General features: G+C 68.9%; 27 protein-coding genes. 2 read left to right on the top strand and 25 right to left on the bottom strand.

The annotated features are described in order from the left end of the window. Positions 1-303: 303 nt before the first annotated feature. The 25 genes from FCN18_RS30330 to FCN18_RS40350 form a co-directional block, all read right to left on the bottom strand. Entirely contained in the window at positions 304-567 is a 264-nt protein-coding gene (locus FCN18_RS30330; protein WP_110343917.1) for a hypothetical protein, read from the bottom strand. A 364-nt stretch (positions 568-931) separates the two neighbouring features. Beyond that, the gene (locus FCN18_RS30325; protein ID WP_137096693.1) at positions 932-1,462 is read right to left on the bottom strand and encodes a hypothetical protein; all 531 of its coding nucleotides are present in this window, start codon (positions 1,460-1,462) and stop codon (positions 932-934) included. A 63-nt stretch (positions 1,463-1,525) separates the two neighbouring features. Then, positions 1,526-2,089, bottom strand: a complete 564-nt coding sequence (locus FCN18_RS30320) for a hypothetical protein (RefSeq protein ID WP_110343915.1) — start codon at positions 2,087-2,089, stop codon at positions 1,526-1,528. 74 nt (positions 2,090-2,163) lie between these two features. Then, on the bottom strand, positions 2,164-2,715 hold the full coding sequence (locus FCN18_RS30315; protein WP_112276238.1) for a hypothetical protein: 552 nt from the start codon (positions 2,713-2,715) through the stop codon (positions 2,164-2,166). Positions 2,716-2,801: 86 nt separating this feature from the next. Beyond that, positions 2,802-3,662, bottom strand: coding sequence for a hypothetical protein (locus FCN18_RS30310; protein WP_110343914.1), 861 nt, complete (start codon positions 3,660-3,662; stop codon positions 2,802-2,804). 85 nt (positions 3,663-3,747) lie between these two features. Further along, the gene (locus FCN18_RS30305) at positions 3,748-4,407 is read right to left on the bottom strand and encodes a hypothetical protein (protein ID WP_137096692.1); all 660 of its coding nucleotides are present in this window, start codon (positions 4,405-4,407) and stop codon (positions 3,748-3,750) included. 42 nt (positions 4,408-4,449) lie between these two features. Beyond that, on the bottom strand, positions 4,450-5,319 hold the full coding sequence (locus FCN18_RS30300; protein ID WP_137096691.1) for a hypothetical protein: 870 nt from the start codon (positions 5,317-5,319) through the stop codon (positions 4,450-4,452). A gap of 133 nt (positions 5,320-5,452) precedes the next feature. Beyond that, positions 5,453-6,457 (bottom strand): DUF932 domain-containing protein, encoded by a 1,005-nt coding sequence (locus FCN18_RS30295; protein ID WP_137096690.1) that lies wholly within the window; start codon positions 6,455-6,457, stop codon positions 5,453-5,455. A 103-nt stretch (positions 6,458-6,560) separates the two neighbouring features. Next, positions 6,561-6,968, bottom strand: a complete 408-nt coding sequence (locus tag FCN18_RS30290; protein ID WP_137096689.1) for a hypothetical protein — start codon at positions 6,966-6,968, stop codon at positions 6,561-6,563. 41 nt (positions 6,969-7,009) lie between these two features. Continuing rightward, positions 7,010-7,774: a hypothetical protein gene (locus tag FCN18_RS30285; RefSeq protein ID WP_137096688.1), complete on the bottom strand. Its 765-nt coding sequence runs from the start codon at positions 7,772-7,774 to the stop codon at positions 7,010-7,012. A gap of 35 nt (positions 7,775-7,809) precedes the next feature. Continuing rightward, entirely contained in the window at positions 7,810-7,968 is a 159-nt protein-coding gene (locus tag FCN18_RS39260; protein WP_158303192.1) for a hypothetical protein, read from the bottom strand. A 1,819-nt stretch (positions 7,969-9,787) separates the two neighbouring features. After that, entirely contained in the window at positions 9,788-12,946 is a 3,159-nt protein-coding gene (locus FCN18_RS30280; RefSeq protein WP_110343909.1) for a BTAD domain-containing putative transcriptional regulator, read from the bottom strand. Next, a complete protein-coding gene (locus tag FCN18_RS30275) occupies positions 12,943-13,311 on the bottom strand; it encodes a hypothetical protein (protein ID WP_228714211.1) in 369 nt (122 codons plus the stop codon). The genes FCN18_RS30280 and FCN18_RS30275 overlap by 4 nt, the downstream gene beginning before the upstream one ends. A gap of 56 nt (positions 13,312-13,367) precedes the next feature. After that, entirely contained in the window at positions 13,368-13,826 is a 459-nt protein-coding gene (locus FCN18_RS30270; RefSeq protein WP_110343907.1) for a TadE family protein, read from the bottom strand. Then, positions 13,823-14,236, bottom strand: coding sequence for a TadE/TadG family type IV pilus assembly protein (locus tag FCN18_RS30265; RefSeq protein WP_110343906.1), 414 nt, complete (start codon positions 14,234-14,236; stop codon positions 13,823-13,825). The genes FCN18_RS30270 and FCN18_RS30265 overlap by 4 nt, the downstream gene beginning before the upstream one ends. Next, a complete protein-coding gene (locus FCN18_RS30260) occupies positions 14,236-14,673 on the bottom strand; it encodes a hypothetical protein (RefSeq protein ID WP_110343905.1) in 438 nt (145 codons plus the stop codon). The genes FCN18_RS30265 and FCN18_RS30260 overlap by 1 nt, the downstream gene beginning before the upstream one ends. Positions 14,674-14,739: 66 nt before the next feature. Continuing rightward, positions 14,740-14,994 (bottom strand): hypothetical protein, encoded by a 255-nt coding sequence (locus FCN18_RS30255; RefSeq protein ID WP_110343904.1) that lies wholly within the window; start codon positions 14,992-14,994, stop codon positions 14,740-14,742. Positions 14,995-15,064: 70 nt separating this feature from the next. Further along, positions 15,065-15,970, bottom strand: a complete 906-nt coding sequence (locus tag FCN18_RS30250) for a type II secretion system F family protein (RefSeq protein WP_110343903.1) — start codon at positions 15,968-15,970, stop codon at positions 15,065-15,067. Then, a complete protein-coding gene (locus tag FCN18_RS30245; protein WP_110343902.1) occupies positions 15,967-16,908 on the bottom strand; it encodes a type II secretion system F family protein in 942 nt (313 codons plus the stop codon). The genes FCN18_RS30250 and FCN18_RS30245 overlap by 4 nt, the downstream gene beginning before the upstream one ends. Beyond that, the gene (locus FCN18_RS30240) at positions 16,905-18,422 is read right to left on the bottom strand and encodes a CpaF family protein (RefSeq protein WP_110343901.1); all 1,518 of its coding nucleotides are present in this window, start codon (positions 18,420-18,422) and stop codon (positions 16,905-16,907) included. Before FCN18_RS30240 ends, FCN18_RS30245 begins: the two co-directional genes overlap by 4 nt. After that, positions 18,419-19,246: a hypothetical protein gene (locus tag FCN18_RS30235; protein WP_110343900.1), complete on the bottom strand. Its 828-nt coding sequence runs from the start codon at positions 19,244-19,246 to the stop codon at positions 18,419-18,421. The genes FCN18_RS30240 and FCN18_RS30235 overlap by 4 nt, the downstream gene beginning before the upstream one ends. Positions 19,247-19,286: 40 nt before the next feature. Continuing rightward, positions 19,287-19,985 carry an SAF domain-containing protein gene (locus FCN18_RS30230; protein ID WP_110343899.1) on the bottom strand — a complete coding sequence of 233 codons (699 nt, stop codon included), beginning with the start codon at positions 19,983-19,985 and terminating at the stop codon, positions 19,287-19,289. A 101-nt stretch (positions 19,986-20,086) separates the two neighbouring features. Beyond that, the gene (locus FCN18_RS40355) at positions 20,087-21,067 is read right to left on the bottom strand and encodes a hypothetical protein (RefSeq protein ID WP_228714206.1); all 981 of its coding nucleotides are present in this window, start codon (positions 21,065-21,067) and stop codon (positions 20,087-20,089) included. Continuing rightward, complete coding sequence (locus FCN18_RS30220; RefSeq protein ID WP_137096687.1) at positions 21,025-21,546, bottom strand: hypothetical protein; 522 nt, start codon at positions 21,544-21,546, stop codon at positions 21,025-21,027. The genes FCN18_RS40355 and FCN18_RS30220 overlap by 43 nt, the downstream gene beginning before the upstream one ends. Before the next feature lie 118 nt (positions 21,547-21,664). Beyond that, on the bottom strand, positions 21,665-21,913 hold the full coding sequence (locus tag FCN18_RS40350; RefSeq protein WP_228714205.1) for a hypothetical protein: 249 nt from the start codon (positions 21,911-21,913) through the stop codon (positions 21,665-21,667). On the opposite strand from FCN18_RS40350, the gene FCN18_RS40345 reads away from it, so the two are divergent. Both FCN18_RS40345 and FCN18_RS30210 read left to right on the top strand, forming a co-directional pair. Continuing rightward, positions 21,912-22,211, top strand: coding sequence for a hypothetical protein (locus tag FCN18_RS40345; protein WP_228714204.1), 300 nt, complete (start codon positions 21,912-21,914; stop codon positions 22,209-22,211). The genes FCN18_RS40350 and FCN18_RS40345 overlap by 2 nt on opposite strands. Positions 22,212-22,999: 788 nt before the next feature. After that, positions 23,000-23,365 carry a winged helix-turn-helix transcriptional regulator gene (locus FCN18_RS30210; RefSeq protein ID WP_137096686.1) on the top strand — a complete coding sequence of 122 codons (366 nt, stop codon included), beginning with the start codon at positions 23,000-23,002 and terminating at the stop codon, positions 23,363-23,365. The last annotated feature ends 8 nt before the right edge of the window (positions 23,366-23,373 follow it).

The following is a 23,373-nucleotide window of genomic DNA, read 5'->3' as shown; positions in this document are numbered from 1 at the left end:
GGGGATGACATCGGATGCCGTCCCCACAGGCGGATTTTGTTCGTCATTGATGTGGCCGGGAGCGACGTGCGGCCGACGGGCCAGGATGCGGCTTCGTGGTTCTTACGTGGGATGCTGGCGGGGCGTCTCGGTCGGCCGCGACGGCGGGGGGCCGGGCCTGCCGGACTTTCGCCGCCTGCTCGCTGCTCATCGTTTCCCTGAGCGCCCGAACATTATCGTTGGTGAGTTTGGTCAGTTTCACTTCGGTCATTGCTGTTTTCCTTTCTTTCTTCCGTTTCCGCCGGGCCTGTCGCTGCTCGGCGGCTATCGATCGCAGCCGATCTCGGCGAGGTAGTCGTCCCGGCCGTCGTTGATGGCGGCGGCGAGATCGATGTCGAGGGCGTCGGCAAGGTGGTGCAGGTCTGCGAAGAAGTCGCTCATGAGGGCGTGGAAGGTCTCGTAGCCGCCGCCGACCTGCGCGGCATAGGCGTTGATGGCAGTTGCAGCGAATCCGGCCTTGCGGGTGTTGTCGTGAATGATGTCGTCCTGGTTGGCGGTGTCCCGGGGCTCGCCGTCACCTGCGAACATCGTCGGGTCTAGTTTGTCGATAGCGACAGGCCCGAGTGGACGTACGCGATTTGACTTGGCATGCATGGCTTTCCTCTGTGTCCGCTGTCGTTCGATCTGTCATCTGCGCGGCACAGCCGCCGGTTGAAGGCATGGCTGCGAAAAGCGGAGGGGCCGTCAGGGACGGCCCCTCCTGACCGCGATGGCCGGGCCCCGCTTCGCGGTCGGCTACCGGCCCGGTCAGTCCGCGCGCTCCCACTCGAAGTTGGCACCAATCGAGAAGCGGCCGTCTTCGGCGGCGGTGATCCGGTCAGGCAGGTATCCGTCTTCGCCGATGGCCTGGTGGTCGACCATGACGATCGTGTCGCCGTCCCAGTAGGCGAGGTCAGATCCTTCCCGGGTATTTGCGGGCGGTGTCGCTGATCCAGGCGACGACCACCTCGGCCACGGTGCGCCGGAAGCGGGGGCATCCAGCCCTGCTCCACCCATGGATCTCCGAGGCGAGCGCAGGAAAGGCGGGGTCCGTACCGTCGATGTTGATCGTGACCAGGATTTCGTCGTCCTCGGGCACGAGCTGGGCGGAGTCGGCCAGCAGACCGGCATCAGCCTGCGGATCGGTTGGCGGAGCGGTGAGTTCCCAGCACCACCCGCGATAGCCGATCGCGTAGCGGTTGTTCTCGTCCGGCTCGATCCGGTCCGGCCTGTGCTCCTCGGTTTCGAGGACCGTCAGCACGTCACCGTCGAAAGTGGCGGTGTCGGGCCATTCGTCGGGGTCGTGGTCGTGCATGGTGTTGAGCCACAAGGCAATGGCCTCGGCGACAGTGCGCCGGAACCGGGGCACAGCAAATCCGTTCCAACGCTCGTTTTCGATGGTTGCTGGGAACGTCTGTGTGGTGTCGGCGAGGGCGACGTACACGTCGCCGTCTGTCGCGGTGAGATTCGGTGTGAACATGGCAGATCCTTTCCTTGCACAGAGGCGTTATCGGGTGGTGGTGATCGGCTGGGTGGTCCAGGCATAGAGATCGCGCGCCATGCGGGCGTGCTGGCGGCAGCAGAGGGTGTGCGGTGCGCTGCTGACCTGTTGGGTTGCGCGCCGATGGCAGTAGCGCGGCGGGCGACCGTCGCCGAATTCGGTTTGCCAGGCGCACACCCGGAGGCGGCGGAGGAAGACCACGAGGCCCGGTCCGCCATTGACGCCGAACCATCGGCCGCCGTCGCCGTCGGTGGCGTGCCACGTAAAGCGGGTCCAGCGGTGCCCGGTTGGCGTGGTGGCTCGTTCGCCGGCCTGGTGCCGGTCGGCCGGGTCGATGGTGGCGAGATGCCCGCCTGACCAGGTCGTGAGTGTCACGCTGTCGCAGGCGACGTAGGCGGCGAAACGGGTCGCGTGGTTGAGTGCGTCGCGCTGTCGTTCGGTGGCGCAGGCGTAGCAGATGGTCGCGCCGGTAGCGGAGTCGGTCGCGAATCCGGTGCCGATTCCGTCGGGCACCGAAACATGTCCGCAATCGAGTCGAGTTGCCGCGTTGACGACGGCTCCAGTGGCCATGACGATGCCCTTTCAGTAATGGAATTAGGTAGATACGAATCCGCGCGCATGGCGGCGCGTTGCACGGGTGGCGGTCAAGCTCCGGCGTATTTGCATTGAACGATTTCGCCGTGGTGACGTCCGGCGCATTCGATGGTGCCGAGTATGCGATCTTTGACCGCGAGTCGGCGGCGGGCATCGGCTTCGAGGTCGTCGATGGTCGAGCCTTCCAGCGCTTCGTGGTGCAACTGCCGCTCACCGAACACGCGAGCATCGGGGAAGGCAGCGGCCCACATGCGGGCGTACAGTCCGGCGGCAGCGGATCGCATCGGGGCAATCGTGCTGACTTCGCTGCAGGCGCAGCACACTTCGACTGCCGTGCCCGGTCTGGTGTCTGCGCCGTTGACGACCCGATTCAGGATTTCGCGGCAGTGCGGCCGGAACACGAATTCGCGGGACATGCGCTCATGCGTGGGCGTGAGCAGCGAAAAACCGTGGTAGAGCGTGTCCGCCTCAGCTGGATTAGTGGTGATCGCTCGTGCGATTTCCTCCTCGGCCCAGTCCATCTGGTCGAACAGTGAGCCGAAAATTTTTGTGATGTCGCCGAGAATGTCTAGTACGGGGTCACTTTCTGTTGATGCGGTCATGGCTGTTTCTCCTGCGTTGCTTGGCTTTCCTGTGCTTCTGCGCGACGCGGTCCCACCTGCGCGGCTGCTCTTGGGGCGCGAGGTGGTCAGCGGTGGCGGGTGATGCGGGCGAGCTGGACGAGTGAGGTGATGGGCCCGGCCCAGTAGCGGGCGTGGGCGGGCTCGTCGCCGATGCCCCACACGGACAGCTCGACCTGCGGATTGCTGGGGCGTGTCCAGGTGGCGTGAACGCCGGGCCCGGTGGTGCACCGGATGCCGTGCTCATCGCAGGCGTAGGTGTCCGCGGGGCCGGTCCACCCCATCCCGTGCAAGAACTCGGCGACCTGGGCATAGCTCGCGTCGAGTGGTTGCCCCGGGGTGACGGGCGCACGGTCGGTTGCACCGGATTCGCCGGTGATCACAGCGCGAACCTCGGTGGTCTCGAACAGGCGTCCGCGCTCACTGGAATCGGCGTAGGCCAGCCCGTGCGGCCCGGTGAACCACAACGTGAGCGTGTGCCCGTCCCGGACCCAGCCGCGCCGGTAACCGCGCCGCTCGCCCAATTCGGCGGACGGGATCGGCGGCAGGGTGCCGTCGAGTTCGTGATCGGGGCGGGCGGCCCATCCGTGCGCGGCGAGGTCGTCGAGAATGCGGGGGTAGGCCATGTCTTTGGCGCGGACTCCGGTGTATCCGGCGGCGGCGCGTGCCATGGTGTCGGCGAGGCGGTTCATGCGCGCGGTGACGTAGCGCAGCCCGTCCGGTGGGTAGGGCGTGGCCTTGAACAGGGTGTGCGCGTCGTCGGTGAGGTCGGCGACCTGGCAGCGCAGCTCTTCGGCGTAGGCGGCGAGTTCGGCGAGGCTGGCAGCGCGCAGTGCCGCGAGCCCTTCCGCCGCGTCGGCGCGGGCACGGTTCCGGTCGGCCTCGGCGCGGGCCTCGGCGAGCGGGTCGTGGTCGGTCTGGTGATTCATCGGTGGTGCTCCTGTGGGCAGGGCTCGCCGCCCCGCCGTCGGTGGCGGCGAGGCGGCGAGCGGGCGGGTGACAAACGCGGGCGGGTCAGTGGTCCTGGTCCCATCCCATGCGGGCGGCCCAGGCGGCGAGTGCGCGCGCGGCCTCGTGCGGTGTGCCGTAGGTGGGTTCCTCGGCGGCGGGAAGGTCGGGCCGGATGCTGCCGCCGGTGAGGTCGCGGGCGGTGTAGCGCTCGCGGTCCCCTTCGGTGATGCGGCGGACGGTGCCGATGCCGAGTCCGTTGACCGTGATGGGCCATGCGTGGGTAAAGGCGAACCGCTCCTGCTCGGGGGCGGTGGTCCGGTGGTGTGCGGGCCAGCGGTACGCGGCCCACCAGTTGGTCACCGTGACGTCAATGACGCGGTCTCCCGCATCGACGATAGCGCTCACCAGGTCCCGTGCGGCGGTGGCCCCGATCAGGTCGGCCAGCCGGGCGTACGCGTCACGGGCCGTGGTGAGTCGCGTGAGGATAGGTGCCGCTTCGCTGCGGAGGGTGTCGGCGTCCATCTCGCCGATCGCGTCAGTACGGGCGTCGTAGGCGTCGCGGTCGGTCATACCGGGTGTCCAGCGCGGGGCCAGCGCGTTGATGCAGTCCAGGCACGTGCTGCACCGGTAGACGCTGGGGTGTGACACGGCAATGGAAATCCCCATGCCGATGTTGTCGCACCCTGGGGTTCCGCACTCGCCGCTCATGGTGCCTTTGCTCATGGTCCCTCTGTCCTCTCTGGATTGAGTTCGTGGGCTGGGTGGTCAGGACCAGTCGCTCCACCAGCTGCGGACCTCGGAGGGCTCGGTGTCGTAGCACTCGGTGATGACCTGGTCCAGGTCAGCGGTGGGGTTGTCGAGGCGGGTGAGCGCGGCGTTCACAACGAGATTGATCAGGTCGTCGTCACGGTCGCGCGTGGCCACTTCGTCGATCACGAGGTCGGCACCGTCGTTGACGGCGCGGGAAACCTGGTCTCGAGTGAAGTGCGGCATCTCCTGGTCCGTCGGTTTCCTTTCCGGTTCGGACTTGGTCGGGTGGTCGGTGTGCGGGAATGTCGCGAGGAACGCGGCGACTTTGGCGGCGTCGTCCGACGCGACCGAGAAGGCGAACGCCACGTGCTTGCAGTTGCGGGGCACCGTGGCGGTGCCGGCCAGCGGCCCCTGGTAGCGCACGATTGCTTCCTGCGGGTCGCAGCCGAGCGGGCTGAGTCCGGGCGGTTGGACGGTCGCGCCGAGCGGGTCCGCGATGGCGTGCGCGAGCCGGTCGCGTGCGGCGGCCTGGTCATCGATTCGTTGTTTCAGCTCGCGGGTTTCCGCGAGGGTGGCCCGGTAGCCGGGCAGCAGCCGCCGGGCAGTCTCGGCGGCGACGGTTTCGGGTGTCTTGGCCGGGGACACCGTAATTTCGTGTAATGGCGCTGGGTTTCCGTGGCGGTTCCGGATAGTCGCTAGTTCGGCCGGGAGGCTGGCGGAAAGCCTGAGCCGTGGTGCCTTCTCCCAGTCGGAGTAGCACACGTGAACGTCTTCACCATCTGGGCCGATCAGGACCCGGTCGCGGTGACCGTGGTAGCCCGGTTCGACCGTCCACGTCCCGTCGAGCGCTTCCGCCATCGCTACCGCAAATGCCTGCATGTCCATGGGTTCGTTTTCCTTCCTGTGTCGCGGATTTGTGTGCGCCGGAATTGGTTCGGGCGTCGGCTGTGGCCATCTCGCGGCCACGGCACCCGCGCGGCGCATGGCCGCGCGGGCACCGAAGCGGCGACAGTCCTTTTCAGACCGAGGCCAGCACCTTGCCGAGCGTGGTCACGGTGTCCTGGTCGAGCGCGTCGGCTTTTCCGTCCACCGCGCGGGACATGTTGCGTTCGGCGCGGGAGGCGTTGCGCACGATCGCTTCGTGGTGGGTGTAGGTGTTGATGGCCTGCACCACTCCCCACGCGGTACCGCGCCAGGGGCTGACCCGGTTGTCGGTGTTCCACAACCGGTTGAGCGCGGCCCGTTCGTTCGTCGCGGTAGTGCGGGCGCGTCCCTTTTCCTCGGGCACCGGAGTGTGTGCGTCCAGGAAGGCGCGCCATGCCTGGTCGGTCACGGTCGTTTCGCACAGGGCCTTGACCTCGGCGGCGAATTCCTCGGCCACCGTGTGGACCATCGCGAGCGCGTCACGGGCCTCCACGATGCGGAACTTGCCGTTCTTGGAGTGCTTGACCTTGAACTGCTGGCCGTACTCGCGCAGCCCTGCCGACATCGTGTTGTCGCACACCACGTTGGTCACGGTGCGCTTGTAGGTGGTGGCAAGGCTGCCGTCGTGGCTGGTGCAGGCGACCAGGTTCGGCCGGAACTCCACGCCTTCCGGGGTGGTGATGTTCTCGGGCACTTCCACGCTCACCCAGGCCTGTCGGCGGTCGCGCAGCAGGCCCGCGGAACCGATCGACAGACCGTCGTCCAGGATCGTGCCGACCTTGTCCAGTAGCCATTCCTGGTACTGGTGCACGGTGTACCCGTCGGCGAAGATCCCGAGGACGTCACCGGTATCCGATGCGGTGATGGCTTGCTTGTTGGGCACGCGGCGAAGGCCGAACTTGCCCGCCACAAGCCCCGGTTCCGGTTCGGCGGTCCAGTGGAACAAGCGCCGCTGCACATCGGCGACCGGGATTGCTCCGGCGTAGTGGTTCGGCTCGCTGCCTTGCGCCGATGCCCGGTAGTGCCACGCGTGCCCGCGCTTGTCGGTGAACCCAATCAACACATTGTTGTTGAGCCATTCGCTGGTTTCTTTGGACATGACAGACCCACTTTCGTTATCGGATGTGATACGGAAACCGTTGTGCGGTCACGGCGTCCGCACGCGAACGCGCGCGGCACCGAAACGGCACAACGCGGTGCGGCTAGTTGCGGTAGTGAGATCGCATGGATTCTTCTGCCCGGCTTAGTGCGGCACGTTGCGAAAGCCACCGTTCGGCATCGCTGAAATGCCGGTGCCATTGCTCGGTTTCGTCGGGCTCAACCGAGCAGAACGCCAACCCGCGCCACAATCCGCGCCACCGAAGGATCACGCGCACGTGTCCGTGCTCGGTGCCGTAGGCGAATACGGTTTCGTCGTCGGGCCGGTCATTCCCTTGTGGGCCCGATTCGGCGAGATAACGCACGACCAGGCTCACTAATAGTTCATGGTGGACACCCATGGTGGATAATGCTTGGTACGCGCGCCGGGCTCCGTGCTGGTCGGCGTAGTCACGAAAGATCGCGTATTGCCGGTCCTGCTCGCTTCCGGCAACCGGGTTGTTGGTATCCACGGTGACTCCTTTTCCTAGTGCCGTTTGACGGGCCGCGTTCGTTACGCCACGTTTTTGCCGTAGGGGTAGACAACGGGGTAACAGTGTTCGCAGCCACGCAATGTTTCGCGAACGTCCGACATGGTTACGGTGTGATTGCCGTGTCGGTATCCGTCGACCATGGCCGAAACGCATTCGCAGTCGTCTTCTGCGTAGTATTCGGCGCAGTCGTAATGCAGCGGCTCATCACAAGCGCTTTCGAGCCACTTGTCACACTCGACGCATTGCCGATATCCCAGCTCGGGCATGATGTGGTCGATATCCCAGCCGTGACAGTCGGTGCACAAGGTCTGTCCGTCATCGCTCAGCGCCGAAACGACGTCCGCCGCGATTTCCTCGGGCACGTCGTAGCAGTCGACCAGCACGCGCGCGGCGTTCTCGGATTCCCGCTCTGACAGGTCTTCGTCGTCGAGCAGCGGGTATCCGGCGAGAGCGGCACCGATACGGTCGGCGGCCTCACGTGCGGCGGAATCGCCGTAGTCGTAGGCGAGAAGGCCGTTCCACTCGGCCGCTTTGCCGGGTGCCGCTTCCTCCATGAGCCGCACCGCCGCGTGCCCGTTGGACACGTCCGCCAGGTGGGCGCACTGGTGCCCGGTGAGGTAATCGCCGGGAATTGGCAGCGGGTCACCGCCCGATCCGAGCACGAACCCGAATCCGGACCAGTCATTATCTCGGGCGCAGTCTTCACCGTCCCATGTCCCGTAACGGAAATTCTGCCTGAAGAACAAGTGCGCATCTTCGGAAAACGAAATTTCAGGGTTGTTCATGATTGACACTCCCAGCGGGTGCGGATTAGTGCGAGTCACAGACCGCATGCGGCAAAGAAACGGTCGCGGTCGAATCGGGGGTTTACCGATTTGAAGTACGTGCACAAGGCGTCGGCGAGCGCTTTTCGTTCGTCGTCGGCGACAACTTCCCGACGTACGGAATCGGCAATTTCTTTGAAGTCTTTACGCGTCATGACAGAACCTCCAATGATGTTGTAGTTGCGTGTCGTTTGGCGGTTCAGGCCAGTTGCGAACTGGTACGGGCCGAAATGTGGACGCGTCGGGTGCGATTCACGCAAAGGGGATCATCTTCTATGTCCGTGCGATGCGTAAACGCAAGCGATAGCGCCCGGTCGGCCGGTAGCGCATTCCCTGAACCTCCCTAAAAGGGAAGCCGTTATGTCTAGTGCACAACGCAGGGAACCATGCCCGTAAGACATAGCGTGCTATGAACAGAAAAGGCGCGACGCGCTTGAGAGAGTGTCGTTCAATGTCGGCAACCGCTTTACACAATCCGGACGCCCACACGTTGTGACGTTTTTCGGTGCTAGACCACCATGTAGTTATCTTGGGGACACACCTGTGGCAGGCATGCCTTTATGCGCGCTACTCCGCTCTATAGCAAGGGATTCACATAACGGGGCTGCAAGCGCAGTTACTACGCATCTCAGACTAGAAATGCGCGTTTGGCTACGCGTCGTTCCCCACTACTGCCCTGCACGGTTTCGCTGCTGTCCGCGCGGCCCAAGCCGCTGCCCGCGCTATGCGGGTCTTATGGTTCGTAACGGCCAATCCTTTGAGGAGAAGAAAGGAAGGAGATCGCTCGCGGGACGCCGTGTCCCGGTCCTCACGCCCTTCTCTGTCTCATCCCCTCCGGTCTGTCTCGGTTACATGTCTAGGTTGACACACTGCCTAGACACTTTCAAGCTCCAGCCGGGTTCCGTTATCTCGCCGTTACCTTCGGCGTCGACCTCGCCGCTCAGGGCCGGTTGGGCCCTTGAGCTGGGAAGACGCAGAGGAAGAGACCGACCCGCACAGCGGCAGCCAGCGCCCGCGCCCGCGACCCGCACAGCGGCAGCCAGCGCCCGCGCCCGCGACCCGCACAGCGGCAGCCAGCGCCCGCGCCCGCGACCCGCACAGCGGCAGCCAGCGCCCGCGCCCAGCGGCAGCCAGCGCCCGCGCCCGCGACCCGCACAGCGGCAGCCAGCGCCCGCGCCCGCGACCCGCACAGCGGCAGCCAGCGCCCGCGCCCGCGACCCGCACAGCGGCAGCCAGCGCCCGCGCCCGCGACCCGCACAGCTTGGATTCAGTACGAATTTCTCTTTGGATATCTTGCGGTTTTTGAATCACACCACTTGCAGCCACGCCGTTTATATGGTTGTCAACATCTATGAGTCATGTTTCTGTATCGTTAGGTTTTATCTTGCGGGCAAGGAGAAGGCGGAAAGAGCCATGCAGTCACTTAGGATCAAAAAGAAGAAAGAATGGAAGGGAAGCTGTGGCGAAGGAGAATGAAGAAGAAGCTGGCTACAGCAGAACGGGACTTGCGGACGGAAGGCAGTGCGAGCATCAGATAGCCAACACACCACCCAAGCCGACTGTTCACGTGCCTGCCGGCACCGAAGTCGGGGAACACGGAGGAAGGGGTTGCCCAGCGTTGGCCTGCAACAAGGCTTTGACGCGCCCCTTCCTCTCTAGTGGGAGCCCGGAAAGGAAGACGGAAAGGAAGGTCGAGAGGAAGGTGGACGGGCGAGAGGTCTACGGGCTCGCCGCCGACTCCATGCCGGTTGTACACGCGGCAGAGTACTGGCCTCGGGCCGTGCTGCAGCTCGCCTCCGCGGGCCGCCACCGCCGCTTCCCGGAATCACGCGAATAAGTTCACATCCCGGCGTTCAACGTATCCGCGAGGAATTAACCCAGTATAACGACGTTGGCTCGTGTTGGACAGCCTCAGGAAACTGGCGGATCGCTATGAGATTCGCGTCTACTTCCTGCGTTAGGCGCTGGGTTCGTTTAGCTGGCCTGCCGGTTGGATATGTGATTTCTCGGCTGTTGTAGGGCGTCCGCGAGGCTGAGGGTGCTCGGGGCGGGGCGTTGGTCGAGATCGGCCAGCGATGTGGTGAGCAGGTGCAGGGTGCGTGGGATGCTGTCGTGCTGGCCCAGGCGCGCCTGCAGACGCATGAGGTCGCGGTAGATCGCCTCGTTGTAGGGGTCAAGGTGGCGGGCTTGTTCCAGCAGAGCGAGTGCCTGTTCGGGGCTGTCGGTTCTGATCTTGCGGATCAGGGTGCTGAGCGCGTCGAGGACATCGCGGCGGAGGGCTTCGCGGGGCCCGTCGATCCAGTCCGCGGTGATGCCTTCGGCGAGGTCTCCGCGGTACAGCTCGGTGACGCGATTCGCCGCCGCGACAGCCTCTGTTGCCGGGGCTTGGCGGCTGGCGGTGATGGCGTCCTGGAGCCGCCAGAGGTCGGCGGTCAGGATCGTCTGGTCGAGCCGGTAGTGGCTGTCCTGGTTGACGATGATGTCGAGGGTGTCGTCGTTGCTTGCCCGGCGAAGGCCGCGGCGTAGCTGGGACAGGGTCGCGTGGAAGCTGTTGTAGGGACGTTCGCCGGGCGCGTCCGGCCAGAGCGCGGCGCTGAGGGTTTCGCGTCGGCACCCGTCACGGTGTAGCGCCAGGTAGACCAGGATCTCGCGTTGCCGCGGAGCGAGGACGTCGATGAGGTCACGGGGTTCGGGATACGCTCTGGTCAGGTGCAGCCGGCCGAGCACCTGCAGGTGCAGTGGCGGGGCCGGGGCTGGTTCTGTGGCCGGGCGCGGCTCGGTCGTTGGGTTGTCGTCGCGCCGGGCGGCCGAGGGGCGTGGGTGGTTGCTGACCTCCGTCGGGGATGGCTCGGTCGTTTCTGATTCAGCCGGTCCGGACGGTCCGGTCGTGGGGTGCTCGCCGCGGTTGTCGCTGGCGGTCTCCGTCGGTGGGGTCACGGCTGCGGCGTCGGGTTCGGTAGCGAACTCGTACTCGAAGACGGGTGGCTCGGGACTCGCCGTCGTGTTCTCGGCCCGGCTTTGCCGCTGTGTGCCCGTTTCCACGGCGCTGCTGGCGCCGGTGCGGTCTCGGATCGGGTCGTCGCTGCCGGGCTCGGCCGCGTGCAGGAGTGCGAGCAGGTCACGGGCGTCGGCGTCCGGCAAGGTGAACAGTCGGGTGCCGGCCAAGTCATCGCTCAGGGTGGGGCTGGTCGCTTCGACGGTGCCGTCGTCGCGCACGCGCACGGTGCCGCCGGGGTGCCAGGGGCCGAGGAACACGCCAGCCAGACCGAGGTGCGCGCCGTTGTCGAGGACGGCGTGCGCACGCCGGTTCGTGTCCGCGGTGGGCGTGGCTACCACCACGGCAGGTCCGGTGTCGCCGCTCGAAAACGCTGTGTTCGCTGGTGGGTCGTCCCGCGCGAGGTCGCCGGTGTCGGTGCGGGCGACCAGTTCGGCCTCCAACGTCGCCAGCGCTGCGGGCAGGTCGTCAACGACGAGGAGCCGGTCCGGGACGGGATCCGGCAGGTCGTGTCCGAAGAGCGCGCGGGCGTCGTCGGCGGGCATCACGATCATGGCGTCGAGGTCATCGCTGGTGGCCTGCGCGAGCAGGGTCGTGATCAAGGCCCGTGCGGCGGCGTGGGCACCGGGACCGGTGAGTCCCAGTCCTCGCGTGCTGGCGAGGTCGAGCGCGATGGCGTGCCCGTCGCGTACGCCGAGCGAGGTGTCCTGGGGTGCCGGGAGCACAGCACGGACCGTGGCCTGGGCTCGGTCGCGGGCGTGGATGTCGGCCGGTCGTGGATGTCCAGGTGGTGCGGGCGCAGCGGCCGGGTTGTCGTCGACCGGCTGGGGCGCGGTGGTGTCGTGGGCGATGCGCAGTGCGCGGACGACCGGGAGGCCGGCAGGGTCAGCGTCGTCGCGTGCGCCGGGGTGGTACCAGCGGCGGCGCCGGAGTCGGACGGTGATCATCGCGAGGGTGATCAGGGCAGCCAGTCCGAGGCCGACGAACGCACCGGTCGGCAGTGCGATACCGGTTCCGGGTTGTGCCTCGGGCATGTCCGGCTGTTCTCCTCGAGGTGCGTGCGGCGGGGCGGGCTGCTCGGCGGAGGTAGCCGGGCCTTCTGGGGCGTGAGCGGGTGCCGGGCTGTTCGGTGGCGTCGCGGGCTGCTCTGGTGGCTGCGCGGGTGGTGGTGCCGCTTGGGCGGGCAGGACGAGGTGCCAGCCGGGTAGGATCTGGTCGGGGTGGCGCAGCGCGCGGCCGTCGGGTTGGGTGCGGCCGGCGTTGAGGTCGAAGATCGCGCGCCAGGCGTCTGGGTCGCCGAGTTCGCGTTCCGCGATGGCCGAGAGCGTGTCGGTGGGCTCGACGGTGACGGTGCGCCCGCTCGCTGTGGCGATGTCCGCGGGATGGGGCAAGGCGACGGCGTCCGGTGGCAACAGCAGCGTCCATCCCGGTTCCAGGTCGCCGGGGCTGTCGGCGAGCAGGCCGGGGTTGAGCCGCACGATCTCGTGGTAGCGGGTGCCACGGCCGAGGTGGCGTTCGGCCAAGTCCCACAAGGTGTCGCCGTGGACCACCGTGTAGGGCACGGCGTCGTCTGTTCCCGCCGCTGCGGGAGACGACGTGCTTGGGGCGCCGACCGTCACCGCAGTCTGGTCGGTCGCGGTGTCCGTTGCGGAGACCCGGGCTGCCGTGACGGGATGTTCGTGGGGCCATGGCGGCGCGGTGGCCGCAACCGGTGTTGCCGGGGCTGTCGATGCCCCTGCGGTACCGGCGGAGGTGGCCACGAGAACGGCGGCCACCAGTCCGGCGATCCATCGGCCACGCGGCACCCGGCGCAGCAGACCGCGGGCGGTACGGACACCGTGCCCCGTCTGGCGAATCACCTCGACCACGACGGAAAGAGTCAGCAAGAACCAGCCGGCCCACGCCACCGCCACGACCAGCCAGAGCACGAGGTCGCCGGTCAGCCACGCCCACCGCAACGCGTTCCAGATCCGTTCGGGCCATTGACCGATCGGAGCCGGGTCGGGCCAATGGTCGGGAAACAGGCGGGCCGGGTCGGCGCCAAGCGCGAGAAGTCCGCACGGTATCCCGGCAATGAAGGCAAGCAAGGCCAGCGCGGCGAGTGCCCCGCGAATCCGCTGTGCTGGTGCGGCGGTCATGGCAGGTCACCGGTCCGGGTGCCGACGCCGAGTTCGGCCAACGCGGTGCCCGTCGCCTCGGCGGTACCGCCGAGCAACCCGATGGGGGTGGGCTCGACGACGGTGACGGTCACGCGGACCGCGCGCGGTCCGGCGACGCTGACCTGACCGGGATACCCGGCACGAGCGAGGTAGTCGGCGGCAGTGCGCGCTGCGGTCGTCGTGTCGATGCTGACCGCGGGGCTGCGGGTGTCCACCGCGGTGTTGGCCGCGCGGGCGGCTTCGGCGGCCAGCGCGTCGGCGCGGGCGATCGCCCGCAGCCGCGCGGAGCCGTCTACGACTAAGGCGAGCACGAGCAGCAGCGCGGGCACCAGGACGGCGACCATCACGCTCACGGACCCGGCATCCCGCGGCGGTGTTGGTGCCGTCGTTGCTCGGGAGGTCATGGGATGCCTCGATACGGGTCGACCGGGCTGGTGAAGGCACCGGTGATCGTTCGGGTTCCGTTCGGGACGGGCAAAGCAAGATCGCCGAGCGGAACGCGACACGTGACGCTGGCTCGGACGTACCCGGCGCGGCCGACCGTGATCTGGCTGGCGTCGATCGCCACGCTGGACTCGCGGCAGGTGATGCCCTCGCGCGCCAACCGTTCCCGGGCCACCGCCGCCCCGGCCTGTTGCGCCGCAGCCGGGCCGCGGGCGATCGAGGCGGCCCGCGCCGCGGCGGTGGCGGCATTGTCGACCGCCTGCTGCGCCGAGGAGGTGCGGGCACCTGCGACGATCAGCAGCCCGACGAAGAGCACGGCAGGCACGAGCACCGCGGCCTCGACGCTGACCGAACCCGCATCACCCCACCACCGCGACCGCAGACCATGTCGACGGAGTCGGGTGTTGCGGCTCATGAGCCACCTCCGGCGGCCAGGGGCACGGTGAAGCGCTCCTTCACGGCCCGCGCGGTGGCGGAGATCTCGATGTCTAGGCCCGGCATGGGCAGCAAACGTGGAGCAGACCCCGACACAGTGACCTGCACGTTGTCCGCGGTGACTACGGCCTGCGCCTCGGGGGCGGCAAGCACGCCACTTCCCGCTCGGGCAGCGAACGAACGCGCCGACTGGACCGCCGTGGTGTTCGTGGCGCCGACCGGACGACCAGCGTCGACTCCGGCTTGGGCTGCCTGGCTGGCGACGGCGTGCGCGTACCACCATAACCCGCCCTGCACCGCCGACAGGATCAGCAGCAGCACGACTGGGAACAGCAAGGCCAGTCCCACCGACTCCGAGCCGGTGTCGTTGCCCAGGCCGCGGGATAGCATCAGCCGACCTCCGTGGTCACCGGGTCGGACGCGTTCGCCGTGTCGTCGCCCGGCGCGGGAGGTTTGCGTCGGGTGGATGGCGCGTCCGCCGCTGGTGTGTCTCGTGTGGACGATGCCGGGGTCGCGGCGCTCTTCGTGCTCGACGCGCGCCCGGCAGGCTTCTTCCGCTTGGAGCGAGTCGCCTTCCGACTGCCCAGCCACCGGTTGAGGTCAGCCGCCGGGATGTCGGTGAAGCGCGCCAGCTCGGCGATCTCCATGACGTCCGTGGATTCGGCAAGCACGTCCCCGAGCTCACGCTCGATGTCGCTGAGCTGTTCCGCGATCGAGGCCCTTTGCTGGGCGAGTTCCCCGACCCGTTTCGCGACGGCTGAGCGTTTCGCGCTACGAGCGGCGTCGGCCTGTTCAACCCGGCGTTCGATCTCTTCGGTCGTCGCCATCCTGGTCGCTCCCTTCGTTGACTCCTGCACGCCAGCCACCGGCGCAGCGCAGTCCGGTCGCGCTGATCACTGGAGCTGGCCTTGGTATTTCTGCACCACGGCGCGGATGGCGAACGCGAGCCCGAGCACCACGGCCAGACCGATAGCGACGAGCACGGCCTTTTCCACCGACTCCGAACCGCGATCACCGGACGCCCGTGCCTGTGCCCACCGGTTCTCCACGGTGGTGACCAGCGCCACCGCCAGACCGGTGAGGACCCCAACGAGCTGCCCGTAGCGCCACCGGACTCTGGTGTGGATGCTGCGGACTGTCTTCGGCATCGGTGTTCAACTCCCTTCACGTCACCTGCGGTTCTGTTGTCCCGCAGCGGTTTTGAACCCAGAGGTTTTGTTAGGCGCCTCCGGCAATCAACCGGATCATGGCCGGGTACATGACCAGCAGGAGGAACGCGACCAGCAGCAGCGCCACCGGAAGCGCGAGGCGTTGGGAGCGGGCGTTGGCGTCGGCCTTGTCCGCGGCCAGGGCTGCGGAGCGCAGCGCGCTCGCTTTGGCGATCAGCGTGCTGTAGATGGCGGCGCCGTCGGCGGCGGTGGCGAGGATGTCGGCCAGGTCGGCGAGTTCGACCACGCCCATCCGCTTTCCCAACCGGGACAAGGCAACCCAGGGGGTGTGCCCGGCGCGCATCGCGCGGCCGAGCGTGCGGCTGATCCGGGCGAACACCCAGGAATCGCCGACCGCGGCGGCTTCGCCTAGCGCTTGACTCGGCGCACGGCCGGTGGCTCGTTCCTGGGCCACGAGGTCGAGGTAGGCCGCAGTCGCGCGGCGGAACTCCTCCCGTGCCCGGGTGGCGTCCTCGCGCACGGCCAGGACCGGCACCACCGATCCCGCCACGGCTGCGATCACGGCGGCCAGCACCACCACGGTGGTGGGAAAGCCGAGCCGGGCGAACCACGCCAGCCCCGTCACCGTGAGAACGGCCGCGGTGGCGCCTGCGGCCCAGGCCAGGCGGCGGGCGACATAGCGTTCGGGCGTGTGGTCGAGTACGTCGAGGTCGGCGGTGGGGATGCCCCACCAGCGGCTCGATGACCGAGCCGAGTAGCCGGCGAGGTGCTCCAGCCGCGTCGCCCACCGGCCCCTTGGCGGAGCGCCGTCGGCGCGGCGAGCGGTGCGGTCGTCCAGCTCGGCGACCGCGGCGGCCAGGTTGACCGGGGCCGGGCGTACCAGAGCCAGGATCACGCACACGACCGCGAGCCCTGCGAGCGCGCCCAGCACCGCAGCGGTGAAGCCGGGGCTCATCGCGGCACCCCCTCCCCGGCCGGGGCGACCACGGCCGCCTTCCGCGTCGGTTTCGGTGCCCCCACCGGGGTGCGCGAGGCCGCGCCGAGCAGCCGCGCCGGGCGGCGAGTTCGGGTCAGGAGGTGCATCCACCACCCGGCCGCGCCCAGGAGTCCGCCGATCCCGGCCATCACCAGCTGACCCAGCACATCGTTGAACGGGGTGAGGAACTCGTGGGCGAAGAACACCAGCCCGGCCAACAGGACGGCGGTGATGCCGAGGATCGCGCGAACGTCGGTGCGGGGTTTGGCGCGGTCGGCTTCGATGTCCCGGCGCGCCACCACTTCCCGTTCCAGAGCGGTGGCTTTGGCGTCGAGGATGTCGACCAGGCCACGCCCGCCCGCCCGCGAGCGCAAGATCAGCGCAAGGACCACCTCGTCAGCGGCCTCGTCACCGACGTCCTCGGCGAACGCGCGCAACGCCTGCTCCAGGCCGCGGGTGCGCAGCCGCACCGCCAGGGTCTCCACTTCCGTGGCGAGCGCCTCGGGTGCGGTGCGCGCGGAGCTGGCGATCGCCTGCTCCAGGCCACCGGCGCCGGAGGCGAGTACGTCGGCCAGGCGCCGCACCCAGCTTGCCAACGCGTCGAGCCGGGTAATGAGCCGCTGCGCGTCGTGTCCGCGGGCCAGGATCGGCACCGTGATCACTCCGGCGGCGGCGATGATCGCGGCGACCGGCCAGCCGGTGGCCCACCACACCACAGCGCCTGCGGCCACGGCCAGCAACACCCGGCGCAGCGGAACCCGTGCGACGACTGCTCGCCAAGCAAGCAACCCCCATGGCGTGGTTGCTCGAGCGGACTCGTCGGGCTGCCGCGCGGCGAGCGGCAGGAACGCGGCCACGGCGCAGGCCACCGCCAGCACCGCCGCCAGGCCGAGCAGCCACGGCCACACGGTCGTCATCGCAGACCTGCATCTGGGAAACCAGCGGTGTGCCAGGTGCCGGAACCGGCGGCGTCGAGCGCGGCGCGGTCGAAGCCGTGGCGTTCCAGCCGCTCCAGCAGGTCGCGGCTGGGTGCGTAGGCAGGCACGGCGCGCCCGTCCACCGGGCGGGGGCCGAAGATCCGGGTGGTGTCCGGGCGGCCGGAATCGCCGACCGGGCCGACCTCGATCACTTCGGCAATGAACCGCTCCCGGCGCCCGGGATGGTCGGTGCGGGCGACGTGCACGACGAGGTCGATCGCCGAGGCGGTCCATTGGTGCGCTGCGTCGATGGCCAGGGGTGGATCGGCGAGTTGCCCGAGCGCGCCGATCCGGTCGAACACCGCCGACGCGGAGATCGCGTGCAGGGTGCACATGCCCCCGGTCGCCCCGTTCCCGAGCGCGCGGAGCATGGCGGTGACTTCTCCGGCGCGAACTTCGCCGACGATCACGCGGCTCGGCGAGTGCCGCAGCGTCTGCTTGAGCAGGTCGTCTAGGGTGATCTCGCCGATGCCCTCGGAGTTCGCTGGGCGCGCTTCCAGCGGAGTGACCAACGGCCGGGGGCCGATGTGCAGGCCGAGTTCGTACTCCTCCTCGACGGTGACCACGTGCTCGAAGGCGGGGATCTCGCGGCACAACGCGCGCAACATGGTGGTCTTCCCGGCAGCGGGGCCACCGGAGACGACCGTGTTGCAGCCCGCGCGCACGGCTGCACGCAGGAAGGAGGCGAGCAGCGGGTCGAGGGTGCCGTTCGCGACCAGGTCGTCCAGGCCGACGTTGACCAGGCGGTGGCGGCGGATCGCCACCCGCGGCCGGTCGGACACCTCCATCACCGCCGCCACCCGCGCCCCGAGCGGGCCACCGGCAGGAATCCGCAAGTTCCCCATCGGGCGACCGGCGTTGAACTCCCGGCTGGTTTGGCCCTGGCGGGCGAACATCGCCGCGAGCATCTCGACCAGCTCGGCGTCGGTGTCGGCGACCGGATGCGGCCACCGTTCGATCGAGCCGTCCGCGAGTTCGAGGAAGACGTGGTCGCAGCCGTGGACGTGGATGTTCTCCACGTCCTCGCGCTCCAGCAGCTCCTCCAACGCGCCGAGCCCGGACAGCGCGGCCACCACCGCGCGCACGAGCCGCCGTTCGTCGTCGACTGGCAGCGGCGCCTGGCCCGCGGCGGCGCGACGTTGTACCCAGGCCGTGACTTCCTCGGCCACGTAGGCGCGCATCCGGGCTTGCTGCTCCTCGACCGACAGCGGCGAGTCCAAATGTGCTTCCCCGGCGGCGACCTGTTCCAGGCGGGCGGCGACCGACTCCCGGATCGCCCGCACGGCCTGCGGGTCCAGGTAGCCGCCCGTCGCCCCGTCCGGCGGTGCTGTGGGCGCTGGCGGCGCTGCTGGCCCGGTTCCCAGGGCACCAGCGAACGGTGCCGACAGGTCGGGCGGGCGACGCGGGGCCGTGGGGCCGGTGGTGGGGCGGTACCCGTTGTGCGGCAACGTCATCGGGCTCCTCCGGTGAGCACGCCCGGCGAGCCCGGTGCGGCCGGTGTGCGCAGTTCCGCCGGGGTGTCCTGGTGGTAGGTGCCGTGCAGGCGGCGCGCCGCGCGGCGCACGCTGCGCAGCAACGGCGACCGGCGTGGCAGCGTGCCGCCGTCGGCGCCGTCGGAGAACACCGCCGCCGCCCGCGCATCCGCAGCGACCTGCACGCCCGCCTCCCGGCCCAGCGCCGCGCGGACTTCCCGGCTGCCCGCCGGAGTCGTCGCGCAGACCGCCAACCCGAGCCGGTGCGGGACGATCCGCTCGGCGAGCTCGGCCAGCAGCGGGCGTGCGGCCAGGATGTGCCGCTGGGTCGGGCGTACCGCTACCAGCACGAGGTCGGCGGCCAGCAGCAGCGGCCATGGGGTGAGCGTGCTGTAGCGGCCGATGTCGACCAGCGCGTCGGCCGGGTGCCCGGACGTGGTCTTGAACGCGGCCAGCGCCGCGGTCAGGCGCGTCCACCCGGCGGTGCCGACGGCGGCGTGCTGGCCCGGCGCGCTCAACCCGGCCAGCAGCCCGACGTGCCGGGCCGGAGGAACCTGCTGTACGTGGTCGAGCAGCGTGGCCGGGTCGCCCGCCGTCGCGTGCCGGGTCGCCGTGGCGTGCGACAACACGCCGAGGTCAGTGCGGATCGTGCCGTCCACGACCCACTGGCCCAGCCAGCCCGCTGCGAGGTCGCCCCCGGCTGGGTCGCAGTCGGCCAACACCACCGGTACGGGCCAGGCCGCCGCCAGCGCGGCCAACGTCGTGGTCGCGCCGGGTGCCCCCTTGCCCGAGACGATCGTGATCATTGCCAACACCCTCACCGCCCTTCCAGACAGCAGTCGTCTTTTAGGCGCCGGGACCGAGCTGGACCAGGACCACCTGGCCCGCGGCGGCGCTGCTTGCGGCCTGCGCGGTGTCCGCGCCGACCAGGACATCGACCGTGACCGCGCCGGTGGAGTCCGGCGGGCCAACCCCGAGCACCCGCGCGCGAAACGGCCCGGCCGTGCTCGCCGTGGATTGGCTCGCATCGGTTCCGGTGCCTCCCGCGACCGGGGTCACCTGGACCAGGTCGCCGGGTGCCAACCCGCGGGCGGGCAGGTGCCCCGGTTTCACCGGCAGCCCGACGAGGCGCTCGCCCGGCCCGGGAACCGGCTGCGCGGACAGCTGGCCGGGGGCGAGCACGGTGCCCGCAGGCAGCGTCGAGCGCGCGACCTGGCCGACCACCCCGGCTCGGTCGCTGGCGGGGATGGAGGCCAGCCGCTGGTCCGGGACCGCCTTGGCTACGCCGAGATCGCCTTCGCCGATCCGCTGGCCCCACCCGACGTCGCGGGTCAGCACCAACACGTCGACCCGCTCGTCCTGCCCCGCGATCAGCGCGTGGTTGCCGTACGCGACCACCGCGGCCAGCACGACCGCGACGCCCAGCAGCCACCAGCGGCGCCGCCGGGGCACCCGCGGGCCATCGCCCTCCTCGCCCTGGCCGGTGAGCCCCGAGTCGCCGCTGCGCGGCTGTGGCGGCCGGGAAAAAGACACAGCAGTACCCACTGGGGTAACTCCTTCCCCATTCCAAAAATGTTGTTGCCTTTATTTCCGCAGAATGCGAGAAACGAATCTGTCGCAGAATGCGGTTGTCAAAGTCCTGTCCGTCAGTTCGCGCGCAGGGCCTGCACCTCGGCCACCGCGAACGTGGCCGCGGCCCGCGAACTCATCTGCGGGAAGTCCCCGCCGACCTCCGTGGTGCCGTCCGAGCCGACCCAGCTCACCGACCACTGGATCGCCCACTCCGCCGTGGCCTGGTCGTTCGGCTGCCCGACCGACGAGCGGGTGTACACAAAACCGCAATCGGGGCTGGCAGCGTGCAGCCCGTACGACCGGTCATACGGCGTGCCCGGACCCGCACACGACATCGAGCCGCCGGTGCCGGAGTTGAACAACATCGCCACAGGCGTCGCGGTCACCTCCGCCCAGACGGGACCCACCTGCACCCGCTGCACCGCCGGATGCCACACGCTCCGGTCGGTCCACACCCAGGTGTTCTCCCCAACGATCGTGGCGTCCCGCCCATCCGGCAACCGCACATCCGGCGAATGCCGCGGCACCGGCAAAGGAAGACGAAGCTGCTCGAACGCTCTCGCGGCCAGCTCTGCCGGAGTCGGCAAGGGTGGTGGGCCGGGAGCCTGCGCCCCCGGCGGGGCATCCGCCGGCACGGACGGCAGACACCGCAGCCCCACCGCATTGCCGCCCGACCGGATACCTCCCGGGCCGTCACCAACGGGGAACCCACCCAGGAAGCAGCCCGGCGGCAGACCACTCGACGCGTCGGCCGTCCCGGTCCCGTCGGTGCCCGCTAGGCTCCCGGGCGACGACGTCGCCTGCGGTCCGCCGCGGCGGATCGGCGCCTCGCCGCGCGAGTACAACGCCCGCAGATCCACCCGCGGTGGCGTGTACTGACCATACGGGTCCACCGGCGTCACGACGACCTGGCCATCATCGTGAGGTTCGTCAGCCGCCGCCGACGGGCTGGCCGCCAGCACACCCGTGGCCGCAGCCAGACACGCGGGGATGGCGAGCAGTCCACGATGCATCAGCACGCACCCCCAGGAAAGCGCAGTCGAGCCACCTTCCACTGCCCGGAAGCTTGATCGCGCTTCATCGTCGCCGTGACCGGCATTCGAGGCACGCCAACGGTCTTCGGGTCACCGGTGCGCGCGTCGGCCTGGCCCGCACGGGAGGCGTCCTGACAGTCGACCACCTTGGCCGTGTCGCCGCTCACCTCGACCGAAGTGATACGCACGACAACCTCACCGTAGGTGGTGAACCCGGCCGCCTTGTTGCGGCGCATTGCCTCTAACGTGACGCTCAGCTGCGGCTCAATGGCGATCGCGGCGATCGCGTCACGCCAGGTGTCCTCGGGCTTGTGCGGCGTCTGAGCCGAACGCGGCCAGAACTGGGTGTACGCGGCCTCTACCGCGGCCGCCGCATCCAGCGACGCCGACGGAGCCAGCGATCCCTGGGATGGCGCAGACGAATCCAGTGGCGGTGGCGCGGACGGCCTCTCGCCGCTGCACCCGGACACCAGCAACGAAGCGCCGAGCGCCACCGCCACGATGACACCCCAGGCCGACGAGCGCCAGATCGAGCAAGCCATCACGCATTCCCCCACGCTGTCGAACTCGCAGAGCCGTCCGCTCCGCGCGAGCCGACGCTCAGCGTCGATCGGTTCGCTACGCGAACAACATCCCCAGCAGGGCGCCAGCCAGCACGGAAGGACCGGCGGGAAAACGGGCGCGCGCTTGGTGCGTGACCACCGCGACCGCGATGGCGACTACCGCGGTTAGGCCGGCAGCCAGCAGCAGTCCGGTCGCCAGGACATTCCAGCCGAACCAGCCCAGATACAGCGCGACCGCCCCGTACAGAGCGGTGTCCCCGCCGCCGGTGTGCTCCGGTGCCACCGCCTGCACCGCTGCCGCCATGGCCAACACCCCTAGCGCCGCCCCGCAGGCGAAGCCCAAGTTCGTCCAGCGATTCTCGGCGGCCGCAGCCATCGTCAAGCACGCCAAGCCTCCGGCTGTCATCGCGGCCACGATCGGAAACGGCAAACGCCCAGACCGTACGTCGGTGATCGTCAGCACGCAGCTCATCGCACACGCCCAGCACCACGCCACTGCCACCGGGCCCGGTCCAAACCGCGCCCACCCCACGGCGAACAACACCGCACACCCCACCGACGCCGCAACCAGCACCACCACACATGAACTGCATGGTCCCTGACGAGAGCCCAGGCTGCGTTCGGCAACGGCGACCAGCCCGGGACCAAGCAGCACTCCGACCCCAATAAGCCACAACATCGTCGACATCCCACACACCCCCCGCGCGGCACGCCGGTGACCAACGCCGCGACCACCAGACCGGCGCACCGGCACCCGACTCACCGGTGCCCCCGTCGCCACCCGCGACCACGGGGCCTCGGCCCTGACATGACTCTCCACAGCCGACATCACCCTGACCTGGCGAGCCGCTCGGCAGCCACGCCAGCGCAGCACTCTCGCATTGAGCCCTGTCCTCGTCGCGGGTGCACTCATCGCCGTCATCCCTGCCGGGAGCCACCTGGCCACGGCGTAGCGGCCAGGCAAACGCAAAGACCTGAATCACTGAGCGGCCAGGCATGCTCAGCAACGCGCCTATCAGAGCTTGAGCACAGCCCGCTGCGCCTCCCCAGACGCCAGCATCTCGTCCGGCATCGCCACACCCATAGAAGATGCATCTCGCTACCCCGGCAGCGGGATCGGGTGCGGTCATCAACGGTCGACGATGAACCATGGCCAAGTCCCCCCTCTGCGCGCCTCTGTCGCCATCCGCGGCGGCGGATTGATCTACGTGTAGCGCGCGGACCTCGACTGAGTGCAAGGTAAGTACCGACTTACCCCAGGGTTAGTCGGGCAATCTTCACCCGTTCGACCTACACCAGGTCAGCCCTCGAAAACGGTCTTGCGGTACACCACCCGATCGGGTCGCCGGGGGTCGTCAACCCGCGGTGTTGATCGTGATACGCAACCGGGGTGGCCGATTGGGACATGCCATACCGCCAGCAGGTGCGCGACACCCTCGCCGTGCTCAACGGCGACTGGACCGTCGCCGTACTGGCTGCCCTGGCGCCGGGAGAACGACGGTTCGGCGAGCTTCGGGCCGAGGTGAACGAGGTCGAGGAACGCATCGGCTGGGCCTCCCACACGCGTCCCCTCAGCGAAAAGGTCCTGACGACCACCCTGCAACGACTGCACGATGAGGGACTCGTCGAGCGTCGAGCGGAAGGAGACCGATTCGGCGCCGTCTGGTACCGGCTCACCCCGGCTGGACGCAGCCTGCTCCGCGCCCTGCGATCCCTGGTCGACTGGGCACGCGAATACCGAGCACCGCCACCCTAACCACGTAC

The organism is Prauserella endophytica, assembly GCF_005146945.1.
GTDB classification, from domain to species: domain Bacteria; phylum Actinomycetota; class Actinomycetes; order Mycobacteriales; family Pseudonocardiaceae; genus Prauserella_A; species Prauserella_A endophytica.
This window is presented reverse-complemented; position numbering and strand designations above follow the sequence as displayed.